This window comes from Telluribacter roseus (genome assembly GCF_017355915.2).
Classification (GTDB): domain Bacteria; phylum Bacteroidota; class Bacteroidia; order Cytophagales; family Spirosomataceae; genus Telluribacter.
The window spans coordinates 281,951-303,833 of record NZ_JAFEUV020000002.1 but is presented as its reverse complement, the minus strand read 5'-3'; the positions used below and the strand labels follow the sequence as shown (position 1 = coordinate 303,833).

Genomic DNA, 21,883 nt, shown 5'->3' with positions numbered 1-21,883 from the left:
GCTCTCTGACAAGGCTAACACGTGTTAGGTAACTATAGTTTATAGCAGACTTTCGCCCGTCATTTCGGCAGGTTTCTCAAGTCCCATCAGGTCGATTATAGTGGGCGCTATATCAGCCAGCTTACCATCTTTGATAGGTTTACTGTACTCCCGATCTACCAGGATGCAGGGCACCAGGTTGAGGGAGTGGGCCGTGTTGGGGCTACCGTCATCGTTGATCATGTAGTCGGAGTTGCCGTGGTCAGCTATGATGATAGAGGTATAGCCATGCTCAAGTCCGGTAGTCACTACGGCCTGGGTACAGGCATCTACCGTTTCGCAAGCCTTGATGGCTGCCTCAAATACCCCCGTGTGGCCTACCATATCCGGATTGGCAAAGTTCAGACACACGAAGTCTACCTCTTCCTTCTCAAGTTCGGGTATAATGGAGTCGCGAATGTCATACGCTGACATCTCAGGCTGCAGATCATACGTCGCTACTTTGGGAGAAGGACACAGCAGACGGCTTTCACCCTCAAAAGGTTGCTCACGGCCACCTGAGAAGAAGAACGTCACGTGGGGGTACTTCTCAGTCTCGGCGATACGAATCTGCTTCTTACCAGCCCGCTCGAGTACTTCGCCCAGGGTATTGTTTAGATTATCCTTATCAAAAATCACTTTAACACCCACGAAGGTATCGTCGTAGTTGGTCATGGTGATGTAGTGCAGGTCTAACTTGTGCATGTTCTGCTCCAGGAAGTCCTGCTGCGTAAGTGCCTGCGTAATCTCACGACCGCGGTCAGTACGGAAGTTGAAGCAAAGTACTACGTCACCTTCTTCAATAAGCGCTACGGGTGAGCCATCTTCCTTCACAGCTATGATAGGATCGATAAACTCGTCCGTTACACCCCTGTCATACGACTCCTTCACAGCTTCCAGTAGTTCATTACCGGGTACAGGGTGGCCTACACCACGTACCATGGCATCGTAGGCTAGTTTTACACGCTCCCAGCGCCTATCGCGGTCCATGGCGTAGTAGCGGCCCGTAATGCTGGCGATCTGTCCGGTAGTATGAGCAAGGTGTTGCTCCAGTTCCGACAGGAAGCCCAGGCCACTGCGGGGATCGGTATCACGGCCATCGGTAAAGGCATGTACATATACCTGCGACAGTCCTGCCTGGTGCGCGATGCTACACAGGCCCTTAACATGATCGATGTGCGAGTGTACCCCACCATCCGATACCAGACCTATAAAGTGTACCTTCTTATTGTTTGTTTTAGCGTATTCCAGCGCCTCTTTCAGTACGGGCTCCTGCGCCAGTGTACCTTCTTCTACGGCTTTATTCACCTTTACCAGGTCCTGGTATACTACCCGGCCTGCACCAAGGTTGGTATGTCCAACTTCGGAGTTACCCATTTGTCCATCGGGTAGCCCTACGGCCAGTCCGCTGGCAGCCAGCCGGCTGTGGGGGTACTTCTCCAGAATACTCCGGTAAAACGGTACGTTAGCGGCATCAACAGCCGAACGTTCGGTTTGGGTGGCGATTCCCCACCCATCCATTATGATCAATATTACTTTTCTGCTCATGTATGTAATTGATGCTTTTCTACTAAAAAATCGAGGAAGTTATGGCCGCAGCGCTCCACTATATCGTATACTTCGTCAAAAGCTGCAATGTCTTCGTAGTAAGGGTCCGGTACCGTAAGATCACCGTTGGCCAAGTGATCAAACTCCCGGTACAGGTATAGCTGTCCTTCGGGGAAATAAAACCCGCTGCTGCGGTAGCTTATATTGCGGATGTCCTCAAAATTGGCTTCATCCATTGCCAGTATGTAGTCAAACTGGTAGAAGTCGTCACCGCTCAGCTTGCGGGCGCAGTGGGTAAGTTGCAGGCCCCGCTGCCGGGCAATCTGGCACATGCGGCGGTCGGGCTGGTCACCAATATGATAGGATGAAGTCCCGGCCGAGTCACACTTGATCTTCTCCTGTAGTCCCCGCTTCCCGACCAGATCTCTGAATACGCCTTCCGCAACGGGAGAGCGGCAGATATTCCCTAAACAGACAAAAAGTATGTTTATCACGAATCGTTATGATTAAGTATGAAGAGGCTACCGGGCTTGCGCCGCCAAAAGTACTCTAAACTACTCACTTTTACGGCTCTCGACGGGCTGATTTTTCTCATCCACGATCACATATACATCTTCGGTAGGCTTGCGCATCAGGTACTTCTCGCGGGCCCACTTTTCAAGTAGCTTCCGATTGCCAAATACCTCATCTCTCTCCTTCTTTACTTCCGTGATCTTTTCCTGATAGTACTCCTTTTCGTGCTCGAGTTCTTTCATCTTCCAATAGTTTGACCACACTACCCGCACGTTATTATCGTCTATGAATACGATCCAGATCAGCCAGATCACAAAGCTACCCGTGTAGAACTGGCGCAGTCTAAGCAACCAGTTGTACCATTTGTTAGGTGGTGGCGTATTATTCATAGCTATAATGGACAAAAACCGGAGCACCAGGCTCCGGTTCGTGAAAATACATCTAAACTGATTAGAACTTCAGGCCGGGGAAGTAAGCGGTTTCGCCTAGTTCTTCCTCGATACGAAGTAGCTGGTTGTACTTAGCCATCCGGTCTGAGCGCGAAGCCGAACCAGTCTTGATCTGGCCGGTGTTCAGAGCTACGGCCAGGTCAGCGATGGTAGCGTCCTCAGTTTCGCCCGAGCGGTGCGACATTACACTCTTGTAGCTATTGCGCTTTGCCAGGTTTACAGCATTGATGGTTTCGGTCAGTGAACCAATCTGGTTCACCTTGATCAGGATCGCGTTGGCAATATCCTGGTCGATACCCTGCTGCAGACGAGTTACGTTCGTTACGAACAGGTCATCACCTACCAGCTGGCACTTGTTACCTACCTGCTCTGTCAGTGACTTCCAGCCAGCCCAGTCGTCCTCATCCATACCGTCTTCGATCGAGATGATGGGGTACTTGTTCACCCACTCCGCCCAGTAGCCAGCCATCTCGGCAGAGCTTAGCTTACGACCATCTGATTTTTTGAAGTGGTACATACCATCCTCGTAGAACTCCGAAGTAGCGGCATCCATAGCGATGAAAATTTCTTCGCCTGGCTTGTAACCTGCCTTTTCGATCGACTGGATTACGATCTCAATTGCTTCTTCGTTGGACTTGATGTTAGGAGCAAATCCACCTTCGTCACCTACGTTGGTTGAATACCCCTTGCTCTTCAGTACTTTCTTAAGGTTATGGAATACCTCCACACCCATACGAAGTGCCTGTGAGAACGTATCAGCCTTAGCAGGCATGATCATGAACTCCTGGAAGTCGATCGAGTTGTCCGCGTGGCTACCTCCGTTCAGGATGTTCATCATAGGTACGGGCAGCGTGTTGGCGTTAGTACCTCCTACGTAACGGAAAAGCGACATGCCAGCTTCCTGAGCAGCAGCTTTGGCTACGGCCATTGACACACCCAGGATAGCGTTAGCTCCCAGCTTACCTTTGTTAGGTGTACCGTCCAGCTCGAGCATGATCTTGTCAACCAGATTTTGCTCGTATACCGAAATACCTATAAGCTCAGGATATATGATTTCATTTACATTTTCTACGGCCTTCAAAACCCCTTTACCTACGTATACGTTAGCGTCATCATCACGTAGTTCGACAGCCTCGTGTTTTCCGGTAGAAGCACCCGAAGGTACAGCAGCCCGGCCCACAAAGCCATTCTCGGTACGAACATCCACTTCTACGGTAGGATTTCCTCTTGAATCCAGGATTTGTCTTGCATGTACTGACTGGATAGTACTCATGTGCAGCGTTGGGTTTGATTGAATTAATGGTTAATTTAACGTCACAAAATAACGCAAAATTTCGGGAACCGCCCAGTCTATGCCACTCTGAAAAAAATGTAGGTTTATATATCGCCTTTTTTATGAATAATAGAATAATCTTTTTTGCCTTGTTCCTTTCTGTTACTTCGGTCGCCTCCGCTCAGACCAAACTGGAAGTAGAGCAGTTTAGCCAGAAGCTTAGCGCTGTACCACAGGCGCAGTTGGTAGATGTACGCACTCCGGCCGAATACCAGCAGGGACACCTGCCCCAGGCCATCAACATGGACTACCGCAACGAAGCTTTTGCGAAGGAGATCAATAATCTGGATAAGTCGAAGCCGGTGTACGTGTACTGCCTGTCGGGCGGGCGCAGCGCAGCGGCCGCTCAGAAGCTGGTAGAGCAGGGCTTTAAGGAGGTGTATGATATGCAGGGAGGGTACCTGAAATGGTCAGCGGCCGGTAAGGCTGTCACGGCTGCTTCCGCGGGTTCATCATCTAAAGACGCCATGAGTCAGGAAGCTTTCACAAAATTGATCTCTTCGGATAAACCTGTACTTATTGATTTCTTTGCCCCTTGGTGCGCTCCCTGTCAGAAAATGATGCCTTCGATTAAGAAACTTACCAAGGAGTACGAGGGCAAAGCGGTGATCGAAACCATCAACTACGATCAGAATAAAGCACTGGCCCACCAATTAGGGGTAGACGAAATACCGGTATTCCTGCTCTACAAGAATGGTAAGCTACTCTGGCGGGGAATGGGCCTGATGCCTGAAGCTGAGTTCAGACAAGTGATTGAAAGTAATCTGTAGATCTCAATAAAGCCCAATAACAAAAAGCCCTTACTGAATCAGTAAGGGCTTTTTGCTTTGGATCATTTATGCATTTTCGGCCAATAATCTGGCGAATTCATCAAATAGATATCTGGAATCATGCGGACCGGGGGCTGCCTCGGGGTGGTACTGTACCGAAAAGGCAGGCCGATCTTTCCGACGAATACCCTCAATGGTATTGTCATTGAGGTTCATGTGCGTTACCTCTACATCCGGGTGCTCTTTGATCTCATCCGGATTTACCGCAAAACCATGGTTCTGGGAAGTGATCTCACACAGACCCGTGATCAGGTTCTTAACCGGGTGGTTTAGTCCACGGTGTCCGTTGTGCATCTTGTAGGTAGATATTCCACTCGCCTGAGCCAGCAACTGATGTCCTAAACAGATACCGAACAGTGGCTTGTGCGTATCTACCATCTGACGGACAGTATCCACTGCGTATACCATAGCCGCCGGATCACCAGGGCCATTGGAGATGAAGAATCCATCCGGGTTCCAGGCCATTACTTCTGAAAAAGGAGTCTGAGCGGGAAATACCTTGCAGTAACAACCACGCTGCGTCAGGTTTTTCAGGATGCTCCTTTTGATCCCGTAGTCCATAACCGCAATACGCCATTGGCTGGAAGCTTCATCACCTACATAGTACGGCTCGCTGGTACTGATCTCTGAGGATAACTCCAGACCTTCCATAGAAGGTATTTTATGCAGCTCAGCCATCAGCTCCTTTTCATCAAGGATCTCAGATGAGATGATGGCATTCATTACCCCCTTCTCACGAACGTGACGTACCAGGTGGCGGGTATCTACATTGCTGATGCCAACTACGTTTGCTCTTTCAAAATATTCCTGCAAAGAAAAATCTGCTGTGTACCGCGAATAGACATTCGAGAAGGTATTACATACCATCCCACTAATTTTGACATTATCCGACTCTTCTTCCGACTCCAGTTGTACCCCATAGTTTCCGATATGGGAGGTAGTGTTCACAATAATTTGTCCATAGTAGGAAGGATCCGTATAAATCTCCTGATAGCCGGTCATACCCGTGTTAAAGCAAATTTCGCCTCCGGTTGTGCCTCTTTTACCAAGAGCCAGACCACGATATGCCGTTCCATCTTCGAGAAGTAGCAGAGCTTCTTTTGATTGATTCATGTTTATGCTTTAAAGTTTAAAGAAGGAATGTAATGACTTGCCTTCTGATTCAGGCTCAAAATTAATGAATTATGTCCAAAAAAAGGGGTTAAACGTTAAACGTCTAACCCCTTATATCTACTAATCGTTCATTCTTTATTTCCCGGTTTCTTCTGTTGTTTCATCAGAAGCGGGTGTCACATCATCAGCCGGAGCATCTTCAGAAGCAGCTGGTGCCTCTGCTGCTGGCGCCGCAGGTGCAGCCGCAACTGGTGCAGTACCCTCAGCAGCTCCTGCTTTCTTACCACCGCGACGGCTACGACGCGTCTTGGCTGCCTTCTCAGTTTCAGTCTGCAGAAGAGCCTCGTTGAAATCAACCAGCTCCATCATACATACCTCAGCGGCATCACCCTGACGAGTACCCAGTTTGATGATACGAGTATAACCACCTGGACGATCAGCAATCTTGTCAGAAACTACACTGAATAGCTCTTTCACTGACTCCTTATCATTCAGATAAGAGAATACTACCCGACGGTTGTGCGTTGAATCATCTTTTGAACGAGTCAGCAATGGCTCAACATATTTTCTTAGTTCTTTTGCTTTAGCCAGCGTAGTTTCGATGCGCTTGTGCAAAATCAATGAAGAAGCCATGTTTGCCATCATAGCACGTTTGTGCGATGCAGTCCTCCCCAGATGGTTGTCTTTTTTTCCGTGTCTCATTGTTTTGTTTGTTTGGCCTCTTCGGCGGTCCGATTCGAGCAGCGTTCGACCGCGCTCAAGAATGGTAACTCTTTAAACTAATTTATTTTATCAATCCTCTTCCAGACGGTACTTCGCTACATCCATGCCGAACGTGAGGCCTTTCTCAGATACCAGTTGCTCCAGCTCAGTAAGAGACTTCTTACCAAAATTACGGAACTTCATCATATCAGAGATTTCCAGCTTCACCAGATCACCCAATGTTTTCACATCAGCTGACTTGAGACAGTTGTAAGCACGTACTGAGAGGTCAAGCTCCGACAGGGACGTCTTAAGAAGCTTGCGCATGCGCAGCATTTCTTCATCCACCTGGTTATCTTCTTCAGCTTTCTGCTTCTCAAAGGTCATAGTCTGATCTGAGAATAGCATAAAGTGCTGAATCAGGATATTGGCAGCTCCTTTCAAAGCGTCCTCAGGGTGAATAGATCCGTCTGTCTGAATATCTATCAGCAAGCGTTCGTAGTCAGTACGCTGTTCAACACGCGTATTTTCGACGCTGTACTTTACATTTTTGATTGGGGTATAGATGGAGTCCATCGCGATATGACCGAAGGGAAGTTCGGTAGCGCGAGGCTCATCAGCAGGTACATATCCTCTACCTTTATCAAGAATCAGTTCCATTTCGAACTCCTTCTGATCATCAATGTGACAGATCACAAGATCAGGGTTAAGTACTTCGAATGAACTGGTAAATTTACCGATATCGCCGGCAGTTATAACTGAAACATTCTTCAGGTTAACTACGATCCGGTTTTCTACTAAGTCGGATACTTTTTTGAATCGCACCATTTTCAGGTTCAGGATGATTTCAGTAACATCCTCAACAATACCTTCGATGGTCGAAAACTCGTGAAGTACACCGGGGAACTTCACGCTCGTAATGGCGTATCCTTCCAGTGAAGAAAGTAGAATACGACGCAACGCATTTCCAATGGTCACGCCATAGCCCTTCTCCAATGGCTTAAACTCAAACAACCCGTGAAAGTCGTCGGCTTTTTCCATCACGACTTTATCAGGCATTTGGAAAGCTAATATTGACATAGTCTTTGCTCCTTTATTTGTAGTAAATGATGGTTGATCAGGCCATCGTTACCTTTGCGATCGCAAACGTTTCCCCAAAGTATGGGTATAAGGATGCCCCGGACGAGCCGGGGCGTATGTAGATGAAGGTTATTACTTCGAGTACAACTCGACGATGAGCTGCTCGCTGATGTTCTCAGGGATCTGGTCGCGCTCAGGATAAGTTACGAACTTACCTGTCATTTGCTGTCCATCCCACTCCAGCCAGGTGTATCTTTTTGAGCTATGTCCAGCAAGGCTGTCTGACACGGCTTCCAGAGACTTGGACTTCTCACGTACTGATACTGTCTGACCAGGACGTAGGGAATATGAAGGAATGTTCACAATCTCGCCATCTACCATAACGTGCTTATGGGTAACTAGCTGACGAGCCGCACGACGAGTAGGAGCTATACCCAGGCGGTATACTGTGTTGTCAAGGCGGGCTTCGCAGTACTTGAGTAAGTTCTCACCAGTAATGCCTTCCTTAACAGTAGCGCGCTGGAACAAGTTACGGAACTGTCTTTCGAGGATACCGTAAATGTATTTAACTTTTTGCTTCTCCATCAACTGCAGTGCATATTCGGACTTCTTAGCGCGACGTCCGCGACCATGCATGCCTGGAGGATAATTCTTTTTTGAAAGAGCCTTGCTGGGCCCCATGATGGGCTCACCGTAGCGTCTTGAGATCTTTGCCTTGGGACCTGTATAACGTGCCATTATTATTGATTTGATTGTACTGCTGATGTCAATTCCATAACCCCAGTTCCCAAATTACGAATTGAACATCAACTAAAAAATTTAAAATTATACTCTTCTACGTTTGGGAGGACGACATCCGTTGTGAGGTAGTGGAGTAATATCTCTGATAGATGTTACTTCGATACCTGTATTCTGGATCGTACGGATAGCCGACTCACGTCCTGAACCCGGACCTTTTACAAACACCTCAGCCTTACGCATACCCAGGTCAAAAGCTACCTGTGCGCAGTTTTGAGCAGCGGTTTGTGCAGCATAGGGGGTATTTTTCTTTGAGCCACGGAAGCCCATTTTACCCGCAGATGCCCAGGAGATAACCTGGCCGGTGCTGTTAGTCACCGAGATGATGATGTTGTTAAAAGTAGCTTTTATGTGTACCTGGCCAGTTGGCTCAACCACCACTACTCTTTTCTTAGCTTTGTCTTTTCTTTTATTATTTTGTGCCATTTTGCTATTGCTCTATGTCAAGCTGCGGACATCATCCGCAACTTAGTTTTTATTTAGAAGCCTTCTTCTTGTTCGCAACAGTCTTACGCTTACCCTTACGAGTACGTGAGTTGTTTTTAGTTCTCTGTCCGCGTAGTGGAAGTCCTTTACGGTGACGAAGCCCACGATAAGAAGCAATATCCATCAAGCGCTTAATGCTCAGCTGAACTTCTGATTTCAGTGCACCTTCTACTTTATATTCAGTAGCGATGATTGAACGAACTGCTCCTGACTCATCATCTGACCACTCCAACACTTTCTTGTCAGCGTCGATGCCAGCTTTATCTAAGATTTTACGAGCAGCGCTACGGCCAATGCCATAAATGTACGTGAGGGCTATTTCACCCCTTTTCCGATCGGGAATATCAACTCCTGCAATACGTGCCATAATAAATTATCCTTGTCTTTGTTTGTACCGAGGATTCTTTTTGTTAATTACATAGACCTTGCCTTTCCGGCGGATCACTTTGCAGTCTGCGCTGCGCTTTTTTACAGATGCTTTAACTTTCATTGTATATATTGAATTATCGAGTAAAACGTTGTGCGATTTCTCGCAGGCAAACCTACTTGTAGCGGTAAACTATACGAGCTTTGGATAAGTCATAAGGTGACATTTCCAACTTCACGCGGTCACCAGGCAGAATTTTAATGTAGTGCATTCTCATCTTTCCTGAGATATGCGCGATTACTTCATGCTTGTTCTCTAACTGTACACGAAACATTGCGTTAGACAATGCTTCAACTATAACTCCGTCTTGCTCTATGGATGCTTGTTTTGCCATTCGTGTTTTATAAATCTATCGATCTTATGCGTTCACCATTAAACTGGTATTGGCGGTAACTTCTTCTATGTACTCAAACGTAGTCAGTATTTCTGCTTTGCCTTTCCGTACAGCTACCGTATGTTCAAAATGCGCTGACGGCTTCCGGTCAGAAGTCCGGATAGTCCAGCCATCCCGCTCCTGAACAACCGCTTTATGGCCCAGGTTGATCATTGGCTCAATAGCTATAACCATTCCCTCCTTCAATTTTGTTCCCTTTCCCTGCTTTCCGTAGTTAGGTACCTCGGGACTCTCATGCAGATTCTTACCTACACCATGCCCTACCAGCTCTCTTACTACCGAATATCCGTGGCCTTCCACGTAGCTCTGGATCGCAAAGCCTACATCGCCTATACGTAATCCATCAATGGCTTTCTCGATTCCCAGGTACAATGACTTCTTCGTTCTTACCAGCAGATCCATCACTTCCTGAGAAACTTCTCCAACCGGATAGGTGTAGGCGCTGTCACTATGAAAGCCATTGAGCTTAACTCCACAGTCGATGGATATTATATCTCCATCTCGTAGTTCGTACCCGCTCGGAATTCCATGTACTACCGTTTCATTAACAGATATGCACAAGGAGGCTGGAAACTTATTGTATCCTTTGAAGGAAGGAATACCTGCATTATCTCGGATAAATTCTTCCGCAACTTTATCAAGCTGTCTGGTGGTAACACCTGGCTTAATCCATTTTGCAACCTCGGCGTGGGCTTTCCCCAGCACCTGAGCGCTCTTCTTTATTAAATCTATTTCCTGATCAGTTTTCAGGTAGACCATCTTAATTATACTGCTACACTTTCAGTTCTGCCTTTCACCCGACCTGACTTCATCAAGCCTTCGTAACGACGCATCAATAGGTAACTTTCAATCTGCTGAAGAGTATCCAGTACAACACCCACCATGATTAGAAGAGAAGTACCTCCAAAGAACTGGGCAAACTCAGTAGTCATACCCAGTAGGCTTGCTACGGCAGGCAGAATAGCTACAATTGCCAGCATGATAGCCCCAGGGAAAGTGATACGGTCCAGGATTGAGCTGATGTAATCTGAAGTCTGCTGTCCGGGTTTAACACCTGGAATAAATCCTCCTCCACGCTTCATATCGTCAGCTATCTGCTGGGGATTAACCGAGATAGCAGTATAGAAGAATGTGAAAATAATGATCAGTGAAGCAAACAACAGGTTGTATTGCCAGGTTGTATAATTGGCAAATATGGTAGCCACGTTACTGGCAAAGTCGCTGCGCTCGGCAAAGAGATTAGCTACCAGAGAAGGTATGAACATCAAAGCCTGAGCAAAGATGATAGGCATAACGCCCGCTGCATTAACCTTTAGTGGCAAGTACTGGCGTTGTCCGCCCATTACACGATTACCTACAACTTGCTTTGCATACTGGATAGGTACACGACGTACCGCCTGCGTAAGCATAACAGCTCCCATAATCACAAAGTAAAGTGCTACGATCTCCAACACAAAGATCAGGATCTGGCCACTTCCTCTTGATGAGAACTCTTGTATGATAGCACCGGGGAAGCGTGATACAATACCAATCATGATCAGCATTGAAATACCATTACCTACTCCCTTATCAGTGATACGCTCCCCTAACCATACGCAGAACATAGTTCCAGCGATAAGGATAAAGATAGAGGATACAGTAAACATGCCTCGTGATACAAGAAGCGCCTCGTCTGGTACTGTAGTTTTAAGATAGGTTAATCCTTGCGCCAGCGTTACTACGATGGTCAGCACCCGCGTAATCTGATTCAGCTTCTTACGCCCGGATTCTCCTTCTTTCTGCATCTTCTGGAAGTAAGGCAGCGCCATTGTCAACAGCTGAATAGCAATCGACGCAGAAATATAAGGCATAATACCCAATGCGAATATAGATGCCTTACTGAACGCTCCTCCCAGGAAGGTGTCAAGTAGTCCCAATAGTCCCTGGGAAGCAAAGTTCATGCGATCTGGTTCAACACCAGGAAGCACGATGTGTGACCCCAGACGGAATATCGTTATAAACAAAAGAGTGTTGAGAATACGTGTTCTCAACTCCTCTATTGAAAAGATATTTTTAATCGTATCGATAAATCGTTTCATGTTGCGAGGCTTGTATTACCTGTAGTTAATCAAACTATAAAGTTAGTGAGTTACTAACAGGATTACAATTTAATTGCTTTTCCTCCAGCCTTTTCGATCGCCTCAACAGCAGAGCCTGAAAATCCGTGAGCCTGTACTTCTACGGCTGCACTGATCTCTCCACGATTAAGAACTTTAACAAGGTCTTTCTTGCTTACCAGACCGTTGTTACGCAACAATTCGATATCTACTACAGATGCACCCGTTTTTTCAACCAGGGCCTGAATAGCATCAAGATTAATTGCTTTGTACTCAACACGATTGATATTATTGAAACCGAACTTTGGAAGACGGCGCTGGATGGGCATCTGTCCACCTTCAAAAGCGCGCTTCTGGCTATATCCTGAACGCGACTGAGCACCTTTGTGTCCACGCGTTGAGGTACCCCCTCTTCCAGAACCCGTTCCGCGACCTACCCGCTTTCTCTCACGAACAGAACCAGCTGCCGGCTTTAATGAACTAAGATTCATAGCTGTAATGCTTTTTTAAATTTCTTCTACTTTGACCAAGTGAATTACCTTACGGATCATACCCGCAATGGCTTCAGAATTTTCTTTTTCAACCGAGCGGTTGATCTTTCCCAAGCCAAGTGCTTTAATAGTCCGCTTTTGTGTTTCAGGACGATCAATAGTACTCTTGATCTGGGTTATACGTACTTTAGACATGGTTTTGTGCGATTAGAGGCCGAACCTTTTGTGTCAGACCTGGTTTTACCCGTTAAACACTTTCTCCAACTTCACTCCGCGTTGGAATGCTATCTGATGAGGTGCACGCATCTTCAAAAGAGCATCTACAGTAGCCTTCACCACGTTGTGAGGGTTAGAAGAGCCTTTTGATTTTGCTAGTACGTCATGGATACCAGCAGCTTCCAATACAGCACGCATCGCACCACCAGCGATTACACCTGTACCAGGCGCAGCAGGCTTGATCAGTACGTAGCCTCCGCTGAACTTACCTTCCATTTCGTGAGGTACAGTTGTTTTAAGCAAAGGTACTTGTACCAAGTTTTTCTTAGCGTCCTCGATACCCTTAGCAATAGCGTCTGTTACTTCATTGGCTTTGCCAAGTCCGTAGCCTACTACACCTTTTCCGTCACCTACCACCACAATGGCAGAGAAACTAAACCGGCGGCCACCCTTTACAACCTTGGCAACGCGGTTGATAGCAACCACACGCTCTTTTAGATCTGATTCGTTAACCTTAGAAGGTCTTGTATGATTAGACATTTTTCTTCTCTCTTAGAATTTGAGACCACCCTCACGGGCTCCATCGGCCAATGCTTTAACTTTTCCGTGGTACAGGTAACCGTTACGGTCAAACACTACTGCTGATACTCCTGCGGCCTGGGCTTTCTCGGCAATTCTCTTACCAACTTCCTGCGCAGTTTCAACGTTTGTGTTGTATTTCTTCTCGCCAAGTTCCAGCGAAGAAGCGCTTGCTAAAGTAACGCCTTTCACATCATCAATAACCTGAGCATAGATGCCCGTGTTAGAGCGGAATACCGACAAGCGCGGACGCTCAGTGGTACCCTCCACCTTCTTACGAATATGATATTTGAGGCGTTGTCTTCTGTCTGTTTTTGCAGTCGCCATTTTATTTTTCTATCTAATAATATTAAAAATAATTTACACTGTAAGTCTAACTTACTTCTTAGAGGCTGACTTACCAGCTTTACGGCGTACCACTTCACCTGTGAAACGTATACCTTTACCTTTGTAAGGCTCTACTTTACGCAGTGACTTTATTTTAGCAGCGATCACCCCTATCAGCTCTTTATCGATACCTTCCAGAATTACTTTTGGGTTCTGGCCTTTCTCGGTAACAGCTGCCACTTTGATCTCGTCAGGCACAGCCATAAATATGTTGTGAGAGTAACCCAGGTTAAGCTCAAGGACATTGTTAGCAACGCTGGCCTTATAACCTACCCCTATGATCTCAAGCTCTCTCTTATATCCGGTGCTTACACCAATCACCATGTTGTTGATTAGTGAACGGTACAGTCCGTGCAGAGCTTTATGACGCTTCTGCTCACTTGGACGCTGTACTCTTACCACATTACCCTCAATTTCCACTGACATATCAGGATCTACTGCCTGAGTGAGTGTACCTTTTGGGCCTTTCACCGACACCACATTGTCATCAGCAACTGTTACTGATACACCTGCGGGTAGTTCTATGATTTTCTTTCCTATTCGTGACATTGCCTTAGGGCTTTATTATTTTAGTATACAAAGCACAGTACCTCACCACCTACGTTCAGTGAGCGTGCCTCTTTATCGGTCATTACACCTTTCGAAGTAGAAAGGATTACTGTACCTAAGCCACTCAATACACGAGGGACAGAGGTAGCTCCAGAGTACTTGCGAAGACCTGGCTTACTCACACGCTGAAGCTTTACTATAGCTGACTGCTTAGTTACCGGGTTGTACTTCAGCGCTATCTTGATGGTACCCTGTGGGCCAACTTCATCAAATTTGTAGCTCTGAATGTATCCTTTGTCAAACAGTACTTTTGTAATTTCTTTCTTTATGTTGGAAGCAGGTATCTCAACAACCCGGTGCTTCGCCTTTATGGCGTTTCTGATTCTAGTCAGATAGTCTGCTATGGGATCCGTTACCATTTTAGTGACTTGTTTAAGCACTCCTCAAAAAAGGCGTGCAAAGTTAAGTAATTGAAATCAGATTTGAAAGGGTCTTACCAACTTGCCTTAGTTACACCCGGAATTTTACCATCCGAAGCCATCTCGCGGAAGGTTACACGTGAGATTCCAAATCTACGCATATAACCACGAGGGCGGCCTGTAAGCTTACAACGGTTGTGTAGGCGTACGGGCGAAGCGTTGCGGGGCAATTTATCAAGACCAACCCAGTCTCCGGCTTCTTTTAATTTTGCACGCTTTTCGGCGTACCTAGCCACTAGTCTTTGTCTCTTTCTTTCCCGTGCTTTTACTGATTCTTTTGCCATTTGTCAGTGAATATCTTTTCTTACGACTGATTCTTATTGTTCGCATTGGTGAAGGGCATACCAAGTGCTTTCAGCAGCTCGTAGCTTTCTTCATCAGAATTAGTAGAGGTAACAAAGGTGATATCCATACCAGAGATCTTGTTGACTTTCTCAATGCTGATCTCAGGGAAGATGATCTGTTCTTTTACACCAAATGTATAGTTACCACGTCCATCAAACCCTTTGTCGCTAACTCCACGGAAGTCACGCACGCGAGGCATGGCAATAGTAGTCAAGCGATCAAGGAATTCGTACATACGGTCTCCGCGAAGAGTTACTTTTGCACCGATGGGCATGTTCTCGCGAAGTTTAAAGTTTGATACAGCTTTCTTGGAGATTGTAGCGATGGCTTTCTGACCAGTGATCAGTGAAAGCTCTTCTACTCCTGTATCAACCAGTTTCTTATCAGCTACTGCGGCACCGATACCCTTGTTGATGACAATCTTTGTCAGGCGGGGCACCTGCATTACTGACTTGTACTGAAATTTATCTCTCAGTTCAGTTACCACTTCATTGTGGTATTTTTCTTTTAATCTTGGAGTTGCCATTAGAAGCTTAAGTTAGAGTGGATTTCCGACCCACCTTACTTTATATAGTTATAATTCAAATGCTGGTATAACAGCGGTACTACTAGATAAGGTTTCCTGACTTCTTAGCGAAGCGCTGAAGTTTTCCTTTATCGTTTAGTTTACGGCCTGTGCGGCTAGCTTCGCCAGTAGCTGGATCTACTACCATCAGGTTACTGATGTGGATAGCACCTTCTACTTTCTCAATGCTACCCTGTGGGTTCTGTGCGTTGGGCTTCTTGTGTTTGGTGATCATATTCACACCTTCCACCAGGGCACGCTGCTTTTCGATCAGCACAGACGTAACACGACCCGTTTTGCCTTTCTCGTTTCCGGAAATTACCTTCACAGTATCGCCCGTACGGATATGCAATTTGGGCTTCTTGGTATTCTTCTTTTCCATTGTTGAATTCTTTATCGGTTCAAAGAACTACGGTTCACCGGCAGATTAAAGTACTTCAGGCGCCAGTGACACGATCTTCATGAACTGCTTCTCACGCAGCTCACGAGCTACCGGCCCAAAGATACGGGTACCGCGAGGTTCGTCATTATTATTCAGAAGAACGGCAGCATTATCCTCGAAGCGGATGTAAGTGCCATCCTTGCGACGTACTTCTTTCTTAGTACGTACGACTACGGCTTTGGATACTGTACCTTTCTTCATGTTGCTGGAAGAAAGTGCTGATTTTACTGTTACGACGATCTTATCGCCTACCGAAGCATAACGCTTGCCAGTTCCGCCAAGTACCCGGATTACCAGTACTTCTTTGGCGCCGCTATTGTCAGCTACGGACAGTCTAGATTCTTGCTGTACCATGATTACTTCGCTCTTTCAAGGATTTCTACTAATCTCCAACGCTTATTCTTGCTAAGCGGACGGGTTTCCATAACACGGATCGTATCACCGATACCGGCCTGATTGTTTTCATCATGTACCATAAGCTTGCTAGTCTTGCTCATAAACTTACCGTACATGGGGTGTTTGACCTTACGCTCTACGGTGATCACACAAGATTTCTCCATCTTGTTGCTCACTACGCGGCCAACTCTTTCTTTACGCAAATTTCTGTTTGATGCCTCCATGATTTCTTAGCTACTTTACTATTGTTGCTGTTGGTTTGACTTGGCCGACAGCTCCGTCATGAGCCTCGCAATCTGCTTACGCGAAGACCGAATCCGGATTGGATTCTCAACCGGAGAAATCGCATGAGCGAACTTCAACCGCAGCAAGCGCTCTTTTTCCTGGGCTATCTGCTCTTTCAGCTGATCAGCTGAAAGAGCTTGTATTTCCTTATTAGTCATTGCTTTTTTCTATTATGTATGGTTCAGAAAACGCAGTTGCACTGGGCCTATTCCTGATAATCGCGGCGCACAATGAACTTAGTCTTGAGTGGCAGTTTCTGAGCTGCCAGACGTAGTGCCTCATTAGCAGTATCAAGGCTAACTCCAGTTGCTTCGAATAGAATGGTGCCTGGCTTTACCATGGCTACCCAATATTCGGGTGCACCTTTACCTTTACCCATACGAACTTCGGCAGGCTTCTTGGTGATAGGCTTATCAGGGAATACCCGGATCCAAACCTGACCTTCACGCTTCATAGCGCGAGTTACTGAAATACGAGCTGCCTCAATTTGACGAGCAGTAAGCCAACCCGGTTCGAGTGCCTTGATAGCAAACGAGCCGAAAGCGATCTCGTGTCCACGTGATGCGACACCCCGGAACGCTCCCTTGTCCTTTTGCTGCTTGCGAAACTTGGTTCTTTTCGGCTGTAACATGGTTCTATTTATTTATACCGACGCTCAAGCGCCAGATAATCCTTGCTGATTACTTCTTCTTGTTGTTATTGTTGTTGGAGCGGCTTCTCTTCCGACGATCACCACCACGGTCACCACCTCTTTCGTTGTCACCGCCACGGCCGCCTCTTCTTTCGCCACCACGCTCGCTACGCTCACTGTTAGCAGGAGCAGCTGCACTTGGAGTCAGATCACGCTTGCCGTAAAGCTCACCTTTGAATACCCATACCTTGATACCGATTTTACCGTATACAGTCTGAGCTTCTGAGATAGCGTAGTCAATATCAGCACGAAGAGTGTGCAGAGGAATACGACCTTCTTTGTACTCTTCGGTACGTGCCATTTCAGCACCACCCAGACGACCAGAAAGACGTAGCTTGATACCTTGTGCTCCTACACGCATCGCTGAAGCGATAGACTGCTTCATAGCACGACGGTAAGAGATACGAGCTTCCAGCTGCTGAGCGATTGTCTCGCCGATCAGTTTGGCATCGATCTCAGGACGTTTGATCTCATAAATATTGATCTGAACATCTTTACCTGTGATCTTCTTAAGCTCTTCTTTGATTTTATCCACTTCGGCGCCACCTTTACCAATCACGATACCCGGACGAGCCGTGTGAATAGTCAGTGTGATACGCTTCAGGGTACGCTCGATAACTACCCGTGAGATAGCTCCTTTCGGAATACGAGCCTGGATATATTTGCGGATTTTTTCGTCTTCAACAAGTTTGTCAGAGAAATCTTTTCCACCGTACCAGCTCGATTCCCAACCTCTAACAATGCCAAGTCTTAGACCTACCGGGTTAACCTTCTGTCCCATTCGTATATAGATCGTTTACTTATGATTCGGTATTATTTTCTTCAGTACCTGCAGTGATCGTAAAAGCAGATGCATCATCAATCACGATAGTGATATGATTAGAACGCTTACGAATGCGATGGGCTCTTCCCTGGGGAGCAGGGCGTAGGCGCTTTAGCATACGTCCACCGTCTACAAATACAGTTTTTACGTACAGATCAGCATCCTCAATTCTGGAGCCTTCATTTCCCTGCTGCCAGTTAGCTACTGCAGAGAGCAGCACTTTGTGCAGTGTTGAAGAAGCCGCCTGGGGCTGAAACTTTAAGATGGCCAGAGCTTTGCTGACCTTCTGACCGCGAATCATGTCAGCTACCAATCTCATTTTACGAGGTGAGGTAGGTACATTTCGTAGTATTGCTCTTGCTTCCATGTTCTTTTCAGGTATTCGTCAGCCTCTGTATCTAAAAGATCCTAAGCCAACGGTCTACAATTATTATCTCTTACCTTTATCCTTTTTTGCCGTGTGACCACGGAAGTTACGTGTAGGTGCAAATTCACCCAGTTTATGTCCAACCATGTTTTCAGTTACATAAACAGGGATGAACTTATTGCCATTATGAACGGCGAATGTATGACCTATAAAGTCAGGAGAGATCATTGAACGACGAGACCATGTCTTGATTACAGACTTCTTGTTCGAATCGTTCATCGTCTGAATCTTATTTTCCAGACGAAAATCTATATAGGGACCTTTTTTTAATGAGCGTGCCATTTACCTATCTTATTTTTTACGTCTGCTAATAATCAGTTTCTCAGAGTGCTTATTCTTGTTACGAGTCTTCTTACCCTTAGCCAAGAGACCGTTTCTAGAACGTGGGTGTCCACCTGATGCACGTCCTTCACCACCACCCATCGGGTGATCGACAGGGTTCATAGCTACACCTCTTACACGAGGACGACGTCCTAACCAGCGCTTACGACCAGCTTTACCAATGCTAACGTTCATGTGGTTAGCGTTAGAAACTGTTCCAACGGTAGCCATACACGCTGAAAGGATCATACGCATTTCGCCAGAAGGCATTTTCAAAACAGCGTATTTTCCTTCGCGGGCTACCAGCTGTGCGTAAGTACCTGCACTACGAGCAAACTGAGCACCTCTACCAGGCGTAAGTTCTATGTTGTGTACGATTGTACCGATAGGCATAGAAGCTAGAGGAAGAGCATTACCTACTTCGGGAGCTACTGCCGTACCTGCTACAATCACTTGTCCTACGTTCAGACCGTTAGGAGCGATGATATAACGCTTCTCGCCATCTTCGTACTGCACCAGGGCAATACGTGCTGAACGGTTAGGATCGTATTCTACTGTTACTACTGTTGCAGGAGCATCCAGACGATTTCTTTTGAAATCAATTACACGATACTTCTGCTTATGACCACCACCAATGTACCGCATGGTACGACGGCCCTGGTTATTACGGCCACCTGATTTCTTAAGTGGTTCTAGTAGGCTCCTTTCAGGCTTAACCGCGGTAATCTCTTCAAACGAAGGAGCTACGCGGAAGCGCTGACCTGGGCTTGTTGGTTTTAATTTTTTAACTGCCATTGCTTTACTTGCTCATCAATGTTGTGAATCAGTCAACTTTGTTTTTAGGCTTCGCCATAGATATCTATCAGCTCGCCTTCGGCTACCGTTACGATAGCTTTCTTGTAGGTTGACGTTTTTCCGCTGATAAACTTGCCTCCCGACATACGAGATTTAGTTTTTCCAATGCAACGCATGGTGCGTACACTTTCTACGGAAACCCCGTACAGTTTCTCGATAGCCTTTTTGATTTCTACTTTATTGGCATCTTTGGCTACCTCGAAGGCGTATTTTCCTTGACCACCCTGAGCGGTTACCTTCTCGGTGATGATCGGACGCTTCAGTACACTCATTGCTTATTTGTTCAAAAGGGTTTCCAATTTAGACAGTGCTGGCTCGCTTATGAGCAGGCGATCAGCGTTCATGAGGTCGTATGTATTGACTGTATCCACTGTGGCAACCTTCGTCTTAGGAATGTTACGGCTAGACAGATACACGTTGTTATCAACATCAGGCAAAATCCATAGTGTCTTGGTGTTTGTCAGAGACAACGCATTCAGAACATTCAGGAAAGATTTTGTCTTAGGAGCATCAAATGAGAAAGCCTCAACTACTGAGATAGAGTCACCTTTTGCCTTAGCAGCCAGAGCTGAAATACGAGCCAGTGTCTTTACTTTCTTATTTACTTTGAAACCGTAATTGCGAGGACGGGGACCAAATATACGTCCACCACCTACGAACACAGGTGACTTTATGCTACCGGCACGAGCTCCACCCGTACCCTTCTGACGCTTGATCTTACGTGTTGAGTAGCTTACTTCAGCACGCTCTTTGGCTTTGTGAGTACCCTGACGCTGGTTAGCCAGATACTGCTTTACATCTAGGTAGATAGCATGCTCGTTGGGCTCGATACCAAAGATATCCTCCGACAACGTCACTTTTTTACCGCTATCCTCTCCTTTTATATTTAATACAGACAGTTCCATCAGTATTATTTCTCAATGATTACAAATGAATTCTTTGAACCTGGCACGGAGCCGCTTACTACTAGGAGGTTTTGCTCCGGAATAAGTTTCAGAATACGCAGGTTCTGAATCTTTACACGATTGTTACCCATACGACCGGCCATTTTCATGCCTTTAAAAACTCGTGAAGGGAACGAACAAGCACCAATTGAACCTGGGTGACGCGCACGGTTATGCTGACCGTGAGTCTGGCCACCTACCCCACCGAAACCATGACGCTTAACAACGCCCTGGAATCCGCGGCCCTTAGCAGTACCTACTACGTCAACAAACTCACCTTCAGTGAATATGTCGTCAATAGTTAAGGCTTTGCCCAGTTCGTGCTCTTCCTCAAAATACTTGAACTCAACCAGCTTTTGCTTGGGAGTTGTGTTGGCCTTCTTGAAGTGACCGAGCATTGGTTTGGTGGTGTTCTTTTCTTTCTTCTCACCAAAGGCAAGCTGCAGCGCAGAATAGCCATCTTTTTCTTCGGATCTTACTTGTGTTACTACACAAGGACCAGCTTGAATAACAGTACATGCCAGAGCCTGCCCGTCAGCATTGTACAAACTGGTCATTCCGATTTTTTTACCTATTAAACCAGACATTTTATTGTGTTTTAGAATAGCAGGAATTAACCTATTTTTAAAAACGGAGTGCAAAGTTAGAAATTTGCAATTTAGCATCCAAACCCATTCCGTTTATTATTTTGAGTATCAGCAAAAAAGGTCAGGCGTATGACACACCTGACCTCATTTTGTACCGTAAAAGCTTAATTTTTTCTGACTGGCAGCTGCTTTTAGCGGAAATGAACTCAGATGTGGTTTCCAGTGGAATCCGGACCTTCACCCGATAATACCCATATGTACTCGGCGTTAACGCCGAAAAATTATACTTTGATCTCTACATCAACACCACTGGGAAGCTCAAGCTTCATCAGGGCATCTACTGTTTTAGCACTAGTAGAGAAGATATCTACCAGACGCTTGTACGTGCACAGCTGGAACTGCTCACGTGACTTCTTGTTAACGTGGGGAGAACGCAGTACAGTGAAGATCTCCTTCTCAGTTGGAAGAGGAATAGGACCACTTACTACAGCTCCTGTAGCTTTCACAGCCTTAACGATTTTCTCGGCTGACTTATCAACCAGGTTATGGTCGAAAGATTTAAGCTTAATGCGAATTTTTTGATTCATTACTTTTTGTTTTTGCTGGTTCTTGACACTCTGCTGGCCTGTGTTCTCGACATGCCTTCACTAACGAAAGAACCATTTACTCCGCTAGTGCAGTAGGTTTATATAAAGAGTAGGCAACTCATCGCTA

General features: G+C 46.2%; 36 protein-coding genes. 1 reads left to right on the top strand and 35 read right to left on the bottom strand.

Features of this window, described 5'->3' with window-relative positions; all coding sequences use genetic code 11:
- Nucleotides 1-39: 39 nt before the first annotated feature.
- From gpmI to eno, 4 genes are all read right to left on the bottom strand, one after another.
- Complete coding sequence (gene gpmI / locus JTN23_RS04525) at nt 40-1,566, bottom strand: 2,3-bisphosphoglycerate-independent phosphoglycerate mutase (protein ID WP_247232702.1); 1,527 nt, start codon at nt 1,564-1,566, stop codon at nt 40-42.
- Entirely contained in the window at nt 1,563-2,060 is a 498-nt protein-coding gene (locus JTN23_RS04520; protein WP_247232701.1) for a low molecular weight protein-tyrosine-phosphatase, read from the bottom strand. Before JTN23_RS04520 ends, gpmI begins: the two co-directional genes overlap by 4 nt.
- A 60-nt stretch (nt 2,061-2,120) precedes the next feature.
- Nucleotides 2,121-2,468: an FtsB family cell division protein gene (locus tag JTN23_RS04515; RefSeq protein ID WP_247232700.1), complete on the bottom strand. Its 348-nt coding sequence runs from the start codon at nt 2,466-2,468 to the stop codon at nt 2,121-2,123.
- Nucleotides 2,469-2,529: 61 nt separating this feature from the next.
- Complete coding sequence (gene eno, locus JTN23_RS04510) at nt 2,530-3,801, bottom strand: phosphopyruvate hydratase (RefSeq protein ID WP_247232698.1); 1,272 nt, start codon at nt 3,799-3,801, stop codon at nt 2,530-2,532.
- A gap of 122 nt (nt 3,802-3,923) precedes the next feature.
- On the opposite strand from eno, the gene JTN23_RS04505 reads away from it, so the two are divergent.
- On the top strand, nt 3,924-4,631 hold the full coding sequence (locus JTN23_RS04505; protein WP_247232696.1) for a thioredoxin domain-containing protein: 708 nt from the start codon (nt 3,924-3,926) through the stop codon (nt 4,629-4,631).
- Nucleotides 4,632-4,697: 66 nt separating this feature from the next.
- On the opposite strand, the gene carA is transcribed toward JTN23_RS04505, so the two are convergent.
- From carA to rpsJ, 31 genes are all read right to left on the bottom strand, one after another.
- Nucleotides 4,698-5,804 (bottom strand): glutamine-hydrolyzing carbamoyl-phosphate synthase small subunit, encoded by a 1,107-nt coding sequence (gene carA / locus JTN23_RS04500; RefSeq protein WP_247232694.1) that lies wholly within the window; start codon nt 5,802-5,804, stop codon nt 4,698-4,700.
- A 135-nt stretch (nt 5,805-5,939) separates the two neighbouring features.
- Nucleotides 5,940-6,506 carry a 50S ribosomal protein L17 gene (rplQ, locus tag JTN23_RS04495; protein ID WP_247232692.1) on the bottom strand — a complete coding sequence of 189 codons (567 nt, stop codon included), beginning with the start codon at nt 6,504-6,506 and terminating at the stop codon, nt 5,940-5,942.
- Between the two features lie 90 nt (nt 6,507-6,596).
- Nucleotides 6,597-7,586, bottom strand: a complete 990-nt coding sequence (locus tag JTN23_RS04490) for a DNA-directed RNA polymerase subunit alpha (protein ID WP_247232690.1) — start codon at nt 7,584-7,586, stop codon at nt 6,597-6,599.
- 132 nt (nt 7,587-7,718) lie between these two features.
- Complete coding sequence (rpsD, locus tag JTN23_RS04485; RefSeq protein WP_247232689.1) at nt 7,719-8,324, bottom strand: 30S ribosomal protein S4; 606 nt, start codon at nt 8,322-8,324, stop codon at nt 7,719-7,721.
- Between the two features lie 87 nt (nt 8,325-8,411).
- Complete coding sequence (gene rpsK, locus JTN23_RS04480) at nt 8,412-8,810, bottom strand: 30S ribosomal protein S11 (RefSeq protein WP_247232687.1); 399 nt, start codon at nt 8,808-8,810, stop codon at nt 8,412-8,414.
- A gap of 49 nt (nt 8,811-8,859) precedes the next feature.
- The gene (gene rpsM, locus JTN23_RS04475) at nt 8,860-9,237 is read right to left on the bottom strand and encodes a 30S ribosomal protein S13 (RefSeq protein WP_247232686.1); all 378 of its coding nucleotides are present in this window, start codon (nt 9,235-9,237) and stop codon (nt 8,860-8,862) included.
- Between the two features lie 6 nt (nt 9,238-9,243).
- Nucleotides 9,244-9,360, bottom strand: coding sequence for a type B 50S ribosomal protein L36 (ykgO, locus tag JTN23_RS04470; protein ID WP_207504243.1), 117 nt, complete (start codon nt 9,358-9,360; stop codon nt 9,244-9,246).
- A 52-nt stretch (nt 9,361-9,412) separates the two neighbouring features.
- Entirely contained in the window at nt 9,413-9,631 is a 219-nt protein-coding gene (gene infA / locus JTN23_RS04465) for a translation initiation factor IF-1 (protein WP_207504242.1), read from the bottom strand.
- Nucleotides 9,632-9,655: 24 nt separating this feature from the next.
- Nucleotides 9,656-10,450 carry a type I methionyl aminopeptidase gene (gene map, locus JTN23_RS04460; protein WP_247232684.1) on the bottom strand — a complete coding sequence of 265 codons (795 nt, stop codon included), beginning with the start codon at nt 10,448-10,450 and terminating at the stop codon, nt 9,656-9,658.
- A 5-nt stretch (nt 10,451-10,455) separates the two neighbouring features.
- Nucleotides 10,456-11,769 (bottom strand): preprotein translocase subunit SecY, encoded by a 1,314-nt coding sequence (gene secY, locus JTN23_RS04455; protein ID WP_247232682.1) that lies wholly within the window; start codon nt 11,767-11,769, stop codon nt 10,456-10,458.
- Nucleotides 11,770-11,831: 62 nt separating this feature from the next.
- Nucleotides 11,832-12,278, bottom strand: a complete 447-nt coding sequence (rplO, locus tag JTN23_RS04450) for a 50S ribosomal protein L15 (RefSeq protein WP_247232679.1) — start codon at nt 12,276-12,278, stop codon at nt 11,832-11,834.
- Between the two features lie 15 nt (nt 12,279-12,293).
- Entirely contained in the window at nt 12,294-12,473 is a 180-nt protein-coding gene (rpmD, locus tag JTN23_RS04445; protein ID WP_247232678.1) for a 50S ribosomal protein L30, read from the bottom strand.
- Between the two features lie 45 nt (nt 12,474-12,518).
- Nucleotides 12,519-13,034, bottom strand: coding sequence for a 30S ribosomal protein S5 (rpsE, locus tag JTN23_RS04440; RefSeq protein WP_247232676.1), 516 nt, complete (start codon nt 13,032-13,034; stop codon nt 12,519-12,521).
- A gap of 12 nt (nt 13,035-13,046) precedes the next feature.
- A complete protein-coding gene (gene rplR, locus JTN23_RS04435; protein WP_247232674.1) occupies nt 13,047-13,400 on the bottom strand; it encodes a 50S ribosomal protein L18 in 354 nt (117 codons plus the stop codon).
- Between the two features lie 51 nt (nt 13,401-13,451).
- Nucleotides 13,452-14,009 (bottom strand): 50S ribosomal protein L6, encoded by a 558-nt coding sequence (gene rplF, locus JTN23_RS04430; protein WP_247232672.1) that lies wholly within the window; start codon nt 14,007-14,009, stop codon nt 13,452-13,454.
- A gap of 20 nt (nt 14,010-14,029) precedes the next feature.
- The gene (rpsH, locus tag JTN23_RS04425; RefSeq protein ID WP_247232670.1) at nt 14,030-14,428 is read right to left on the bottom strand and encodes a 30S ribosomal protein S8; all 399 of its coding nucleotides are present in this window, start codon (nt 14,426-14,428) and stop codon (nt 14,030-14,032) included.
- A gap of 74 nt (nt 14,429-14,502) precedes the next feature.
- A complete protein-coding gene (gene rpsN, locus JTN23_RS04420; protein WP_247232668.1) occupies nt 14,503-14,772 on the bottom strand; it encodes a 30S ribosomal protein S14 in 270 nt (89 codons plus the stop codon).
- 20 nt (nt 14,773-14,792) lie between these two features.
- Nucleotides 14,793-15,359, bottom strand: coding sequence for a 50S ribosomal protein L5 (gene rplE / locus JTN23_RS04415; RefSeq protein ID WP_247232667.1), 567 nt, complete (start codon nt 15,357-15,359; stop codon nt 14,793-14,795).
- A gap of 82 nt (nt 15,360-15,441) precedes the next feature.
- The gene (rplX, locus tag JTN23_RS04410; RefSeq protein WP_247232666.1) at nt 15,442-15,780 is read right to left on the bottom strand and encodes a 50S ribosomal protein L24; all 339 of its coding nucleotides are present in this window, start codon (nt 15,778-15,780) and stop codon (nt 15,442-15,444) included.
- A 45-nt stretch (nt 15,781-15,825) separates the two neighbouring features.
- The gene (rplN, locus tag JTN23_RS04405) at nt 15,826-16,194 is read right to left on the bottom strand and encodes a 50S ribosomal protein L14 (RefSeq protein WP_026631237.1); all 369 of its coding nucleotides are present in this window, start codon (nt 16,192-16,194) and stop codon (nt 15,826-15,828) included.
- A gap of 2 nt (nt 16,195-16,196) precedes the next feature.
- The gene (gene rpsQ / locus JTN23_RS04400; protein ID WP_247232665.1) at nt 16,197-16,460 is read right to left on the bottom strand and encodes a 30S ribosomal protein S17; all 264 of its coding nucleotides are present in this window, start codon (nt 16,458-16,460) and stop codon (nt 16,197-16,199) included.
- Nucleotides 16,461-16,478: 18 nt separating this feature from the next.
- On the bottom strand, nt 16,479-16,679 hold the full coding sequence (gene rpmC / locus JTN23_RS04395) for a 50S ribosomal protein L29 (protein WP_207504229.1): 201 nt from the start codon (nt 16,677-16,679) through the stop codon (nt 16,479-16,481).
- Between the two features lie 47 nt (nt 16,680-16,726).
- Nucleotides 16,727-17,152, bottom strand: a complete 426-nt coding sequence (gene rplP, locus JTN23_RS04390; RefSeq protein ID WP_247232664.1) for a 50S ribosomal protein L16 — start codon at nt 17,150-17,152, stop codon at nt 16,727-16,729.
- Nucleotides 17,153-17,201: 49 nt separating this feature from the next.
- Nucleotides 17,202-17,993 (bottom strand): 30S ribosomal protein S3, encoded by a 792-nt coding sequence (gene rpsC / locus JTN23_RS04385; protein ID WP_247232663.1) that lies wholly within the window; start codon nt 17,991-17,993, stop codon nt 17,202-17,204.
- 19 nt (nt 17,994-18,012) lie between these two features.
- Entirely contained in the window at nt 18,013-18,402 is a 390-nt protein-coding gene (gene rplV, locus JTN23_RS04380) for a 50S ribosomal protein L22 (RefSeq protein ID WP_247232662.1), read from the bottom strand.
- A 63-nt stretch (nt 18,403-18,465) separates the two neighbouring features.
- Nucleotides 18,466-18,744: a 30S ribosomal protein S19 gene (gene rpsS, locus JTN23_RS04375; RefSeq protein WP_207504225.1), complete on the bottom strand. Its 279-nt coding sequence runs from the start codon at nt 18,742-18,744 to the stop codon at nt 18,466-18,468.
- A gap of 9 nt (nt 18,745-18,753) precedes the next feature.
- Nucleotides 18,754-19,578: a 50S ribosomal protein L2 gene (gene rplB / locus JTN23_RS04370; RefSeq protein WP_247232660.1), complete on the bottom strand. Its 825-nt coding sequence runs from the start codon at nt 19,576-19,578 to the stop codon at nt 18,754-18,756.
- 44 nt (nt 19,579-19,622) lie between these two features.
- Nucleotides 19,623-19,910, bottom strand: coding sequence for a 50S ribosomal protein L23 (gene rplW, locus JTN23_RS04365; protein WP_247232658.1), 288 nt, complete (start codon nt 19,908-19,910; stop codon nt 19,623-19,625).
- A 3-nt stretch (nt 19,911-19,913) separates the two neighbouring features.
- Complete coding sequence (rplD, locus tag JTN23_RS04360) at nt 19,914-20,543, bottom strand: 50S ribosomal protein L4 (protein ID WP_247232656.1); 630 nt, start codon at nt 20,541-20,543, stop codon at nt 19,914-19,916.
- 5 nt (nt 20,544-20,548) lie between these two features.
- On the bottom strand, nt 20,549-21,169 hold the full coding sequence (gene rplC, locus JTN23_RS04355) for a 50S ribosomal protein L3 (RefSeq protein ID WP_247233138.1): 621 nt from the start codon (nt 21,167-21,169) through the stop codon (nt 20,549-20,551).
- A 281-nt stretch (nt 21,170-21,450) separates the two neighbouring features.
- On the bottom strand, nt 21,451-21,756 hold the full coding sequence (gene rpsJ, locus JTN23_RS04350) for a 30S ribosomal protein S10 (RefSeq protein ID WP_132113290.1): 306 nt from the start codon (nt 21,754-21,756) through the stop codon (nt 21,451-21,453).
- Nucleotides 21,757-21,883 lie beyond the last annotated feature (127 nt).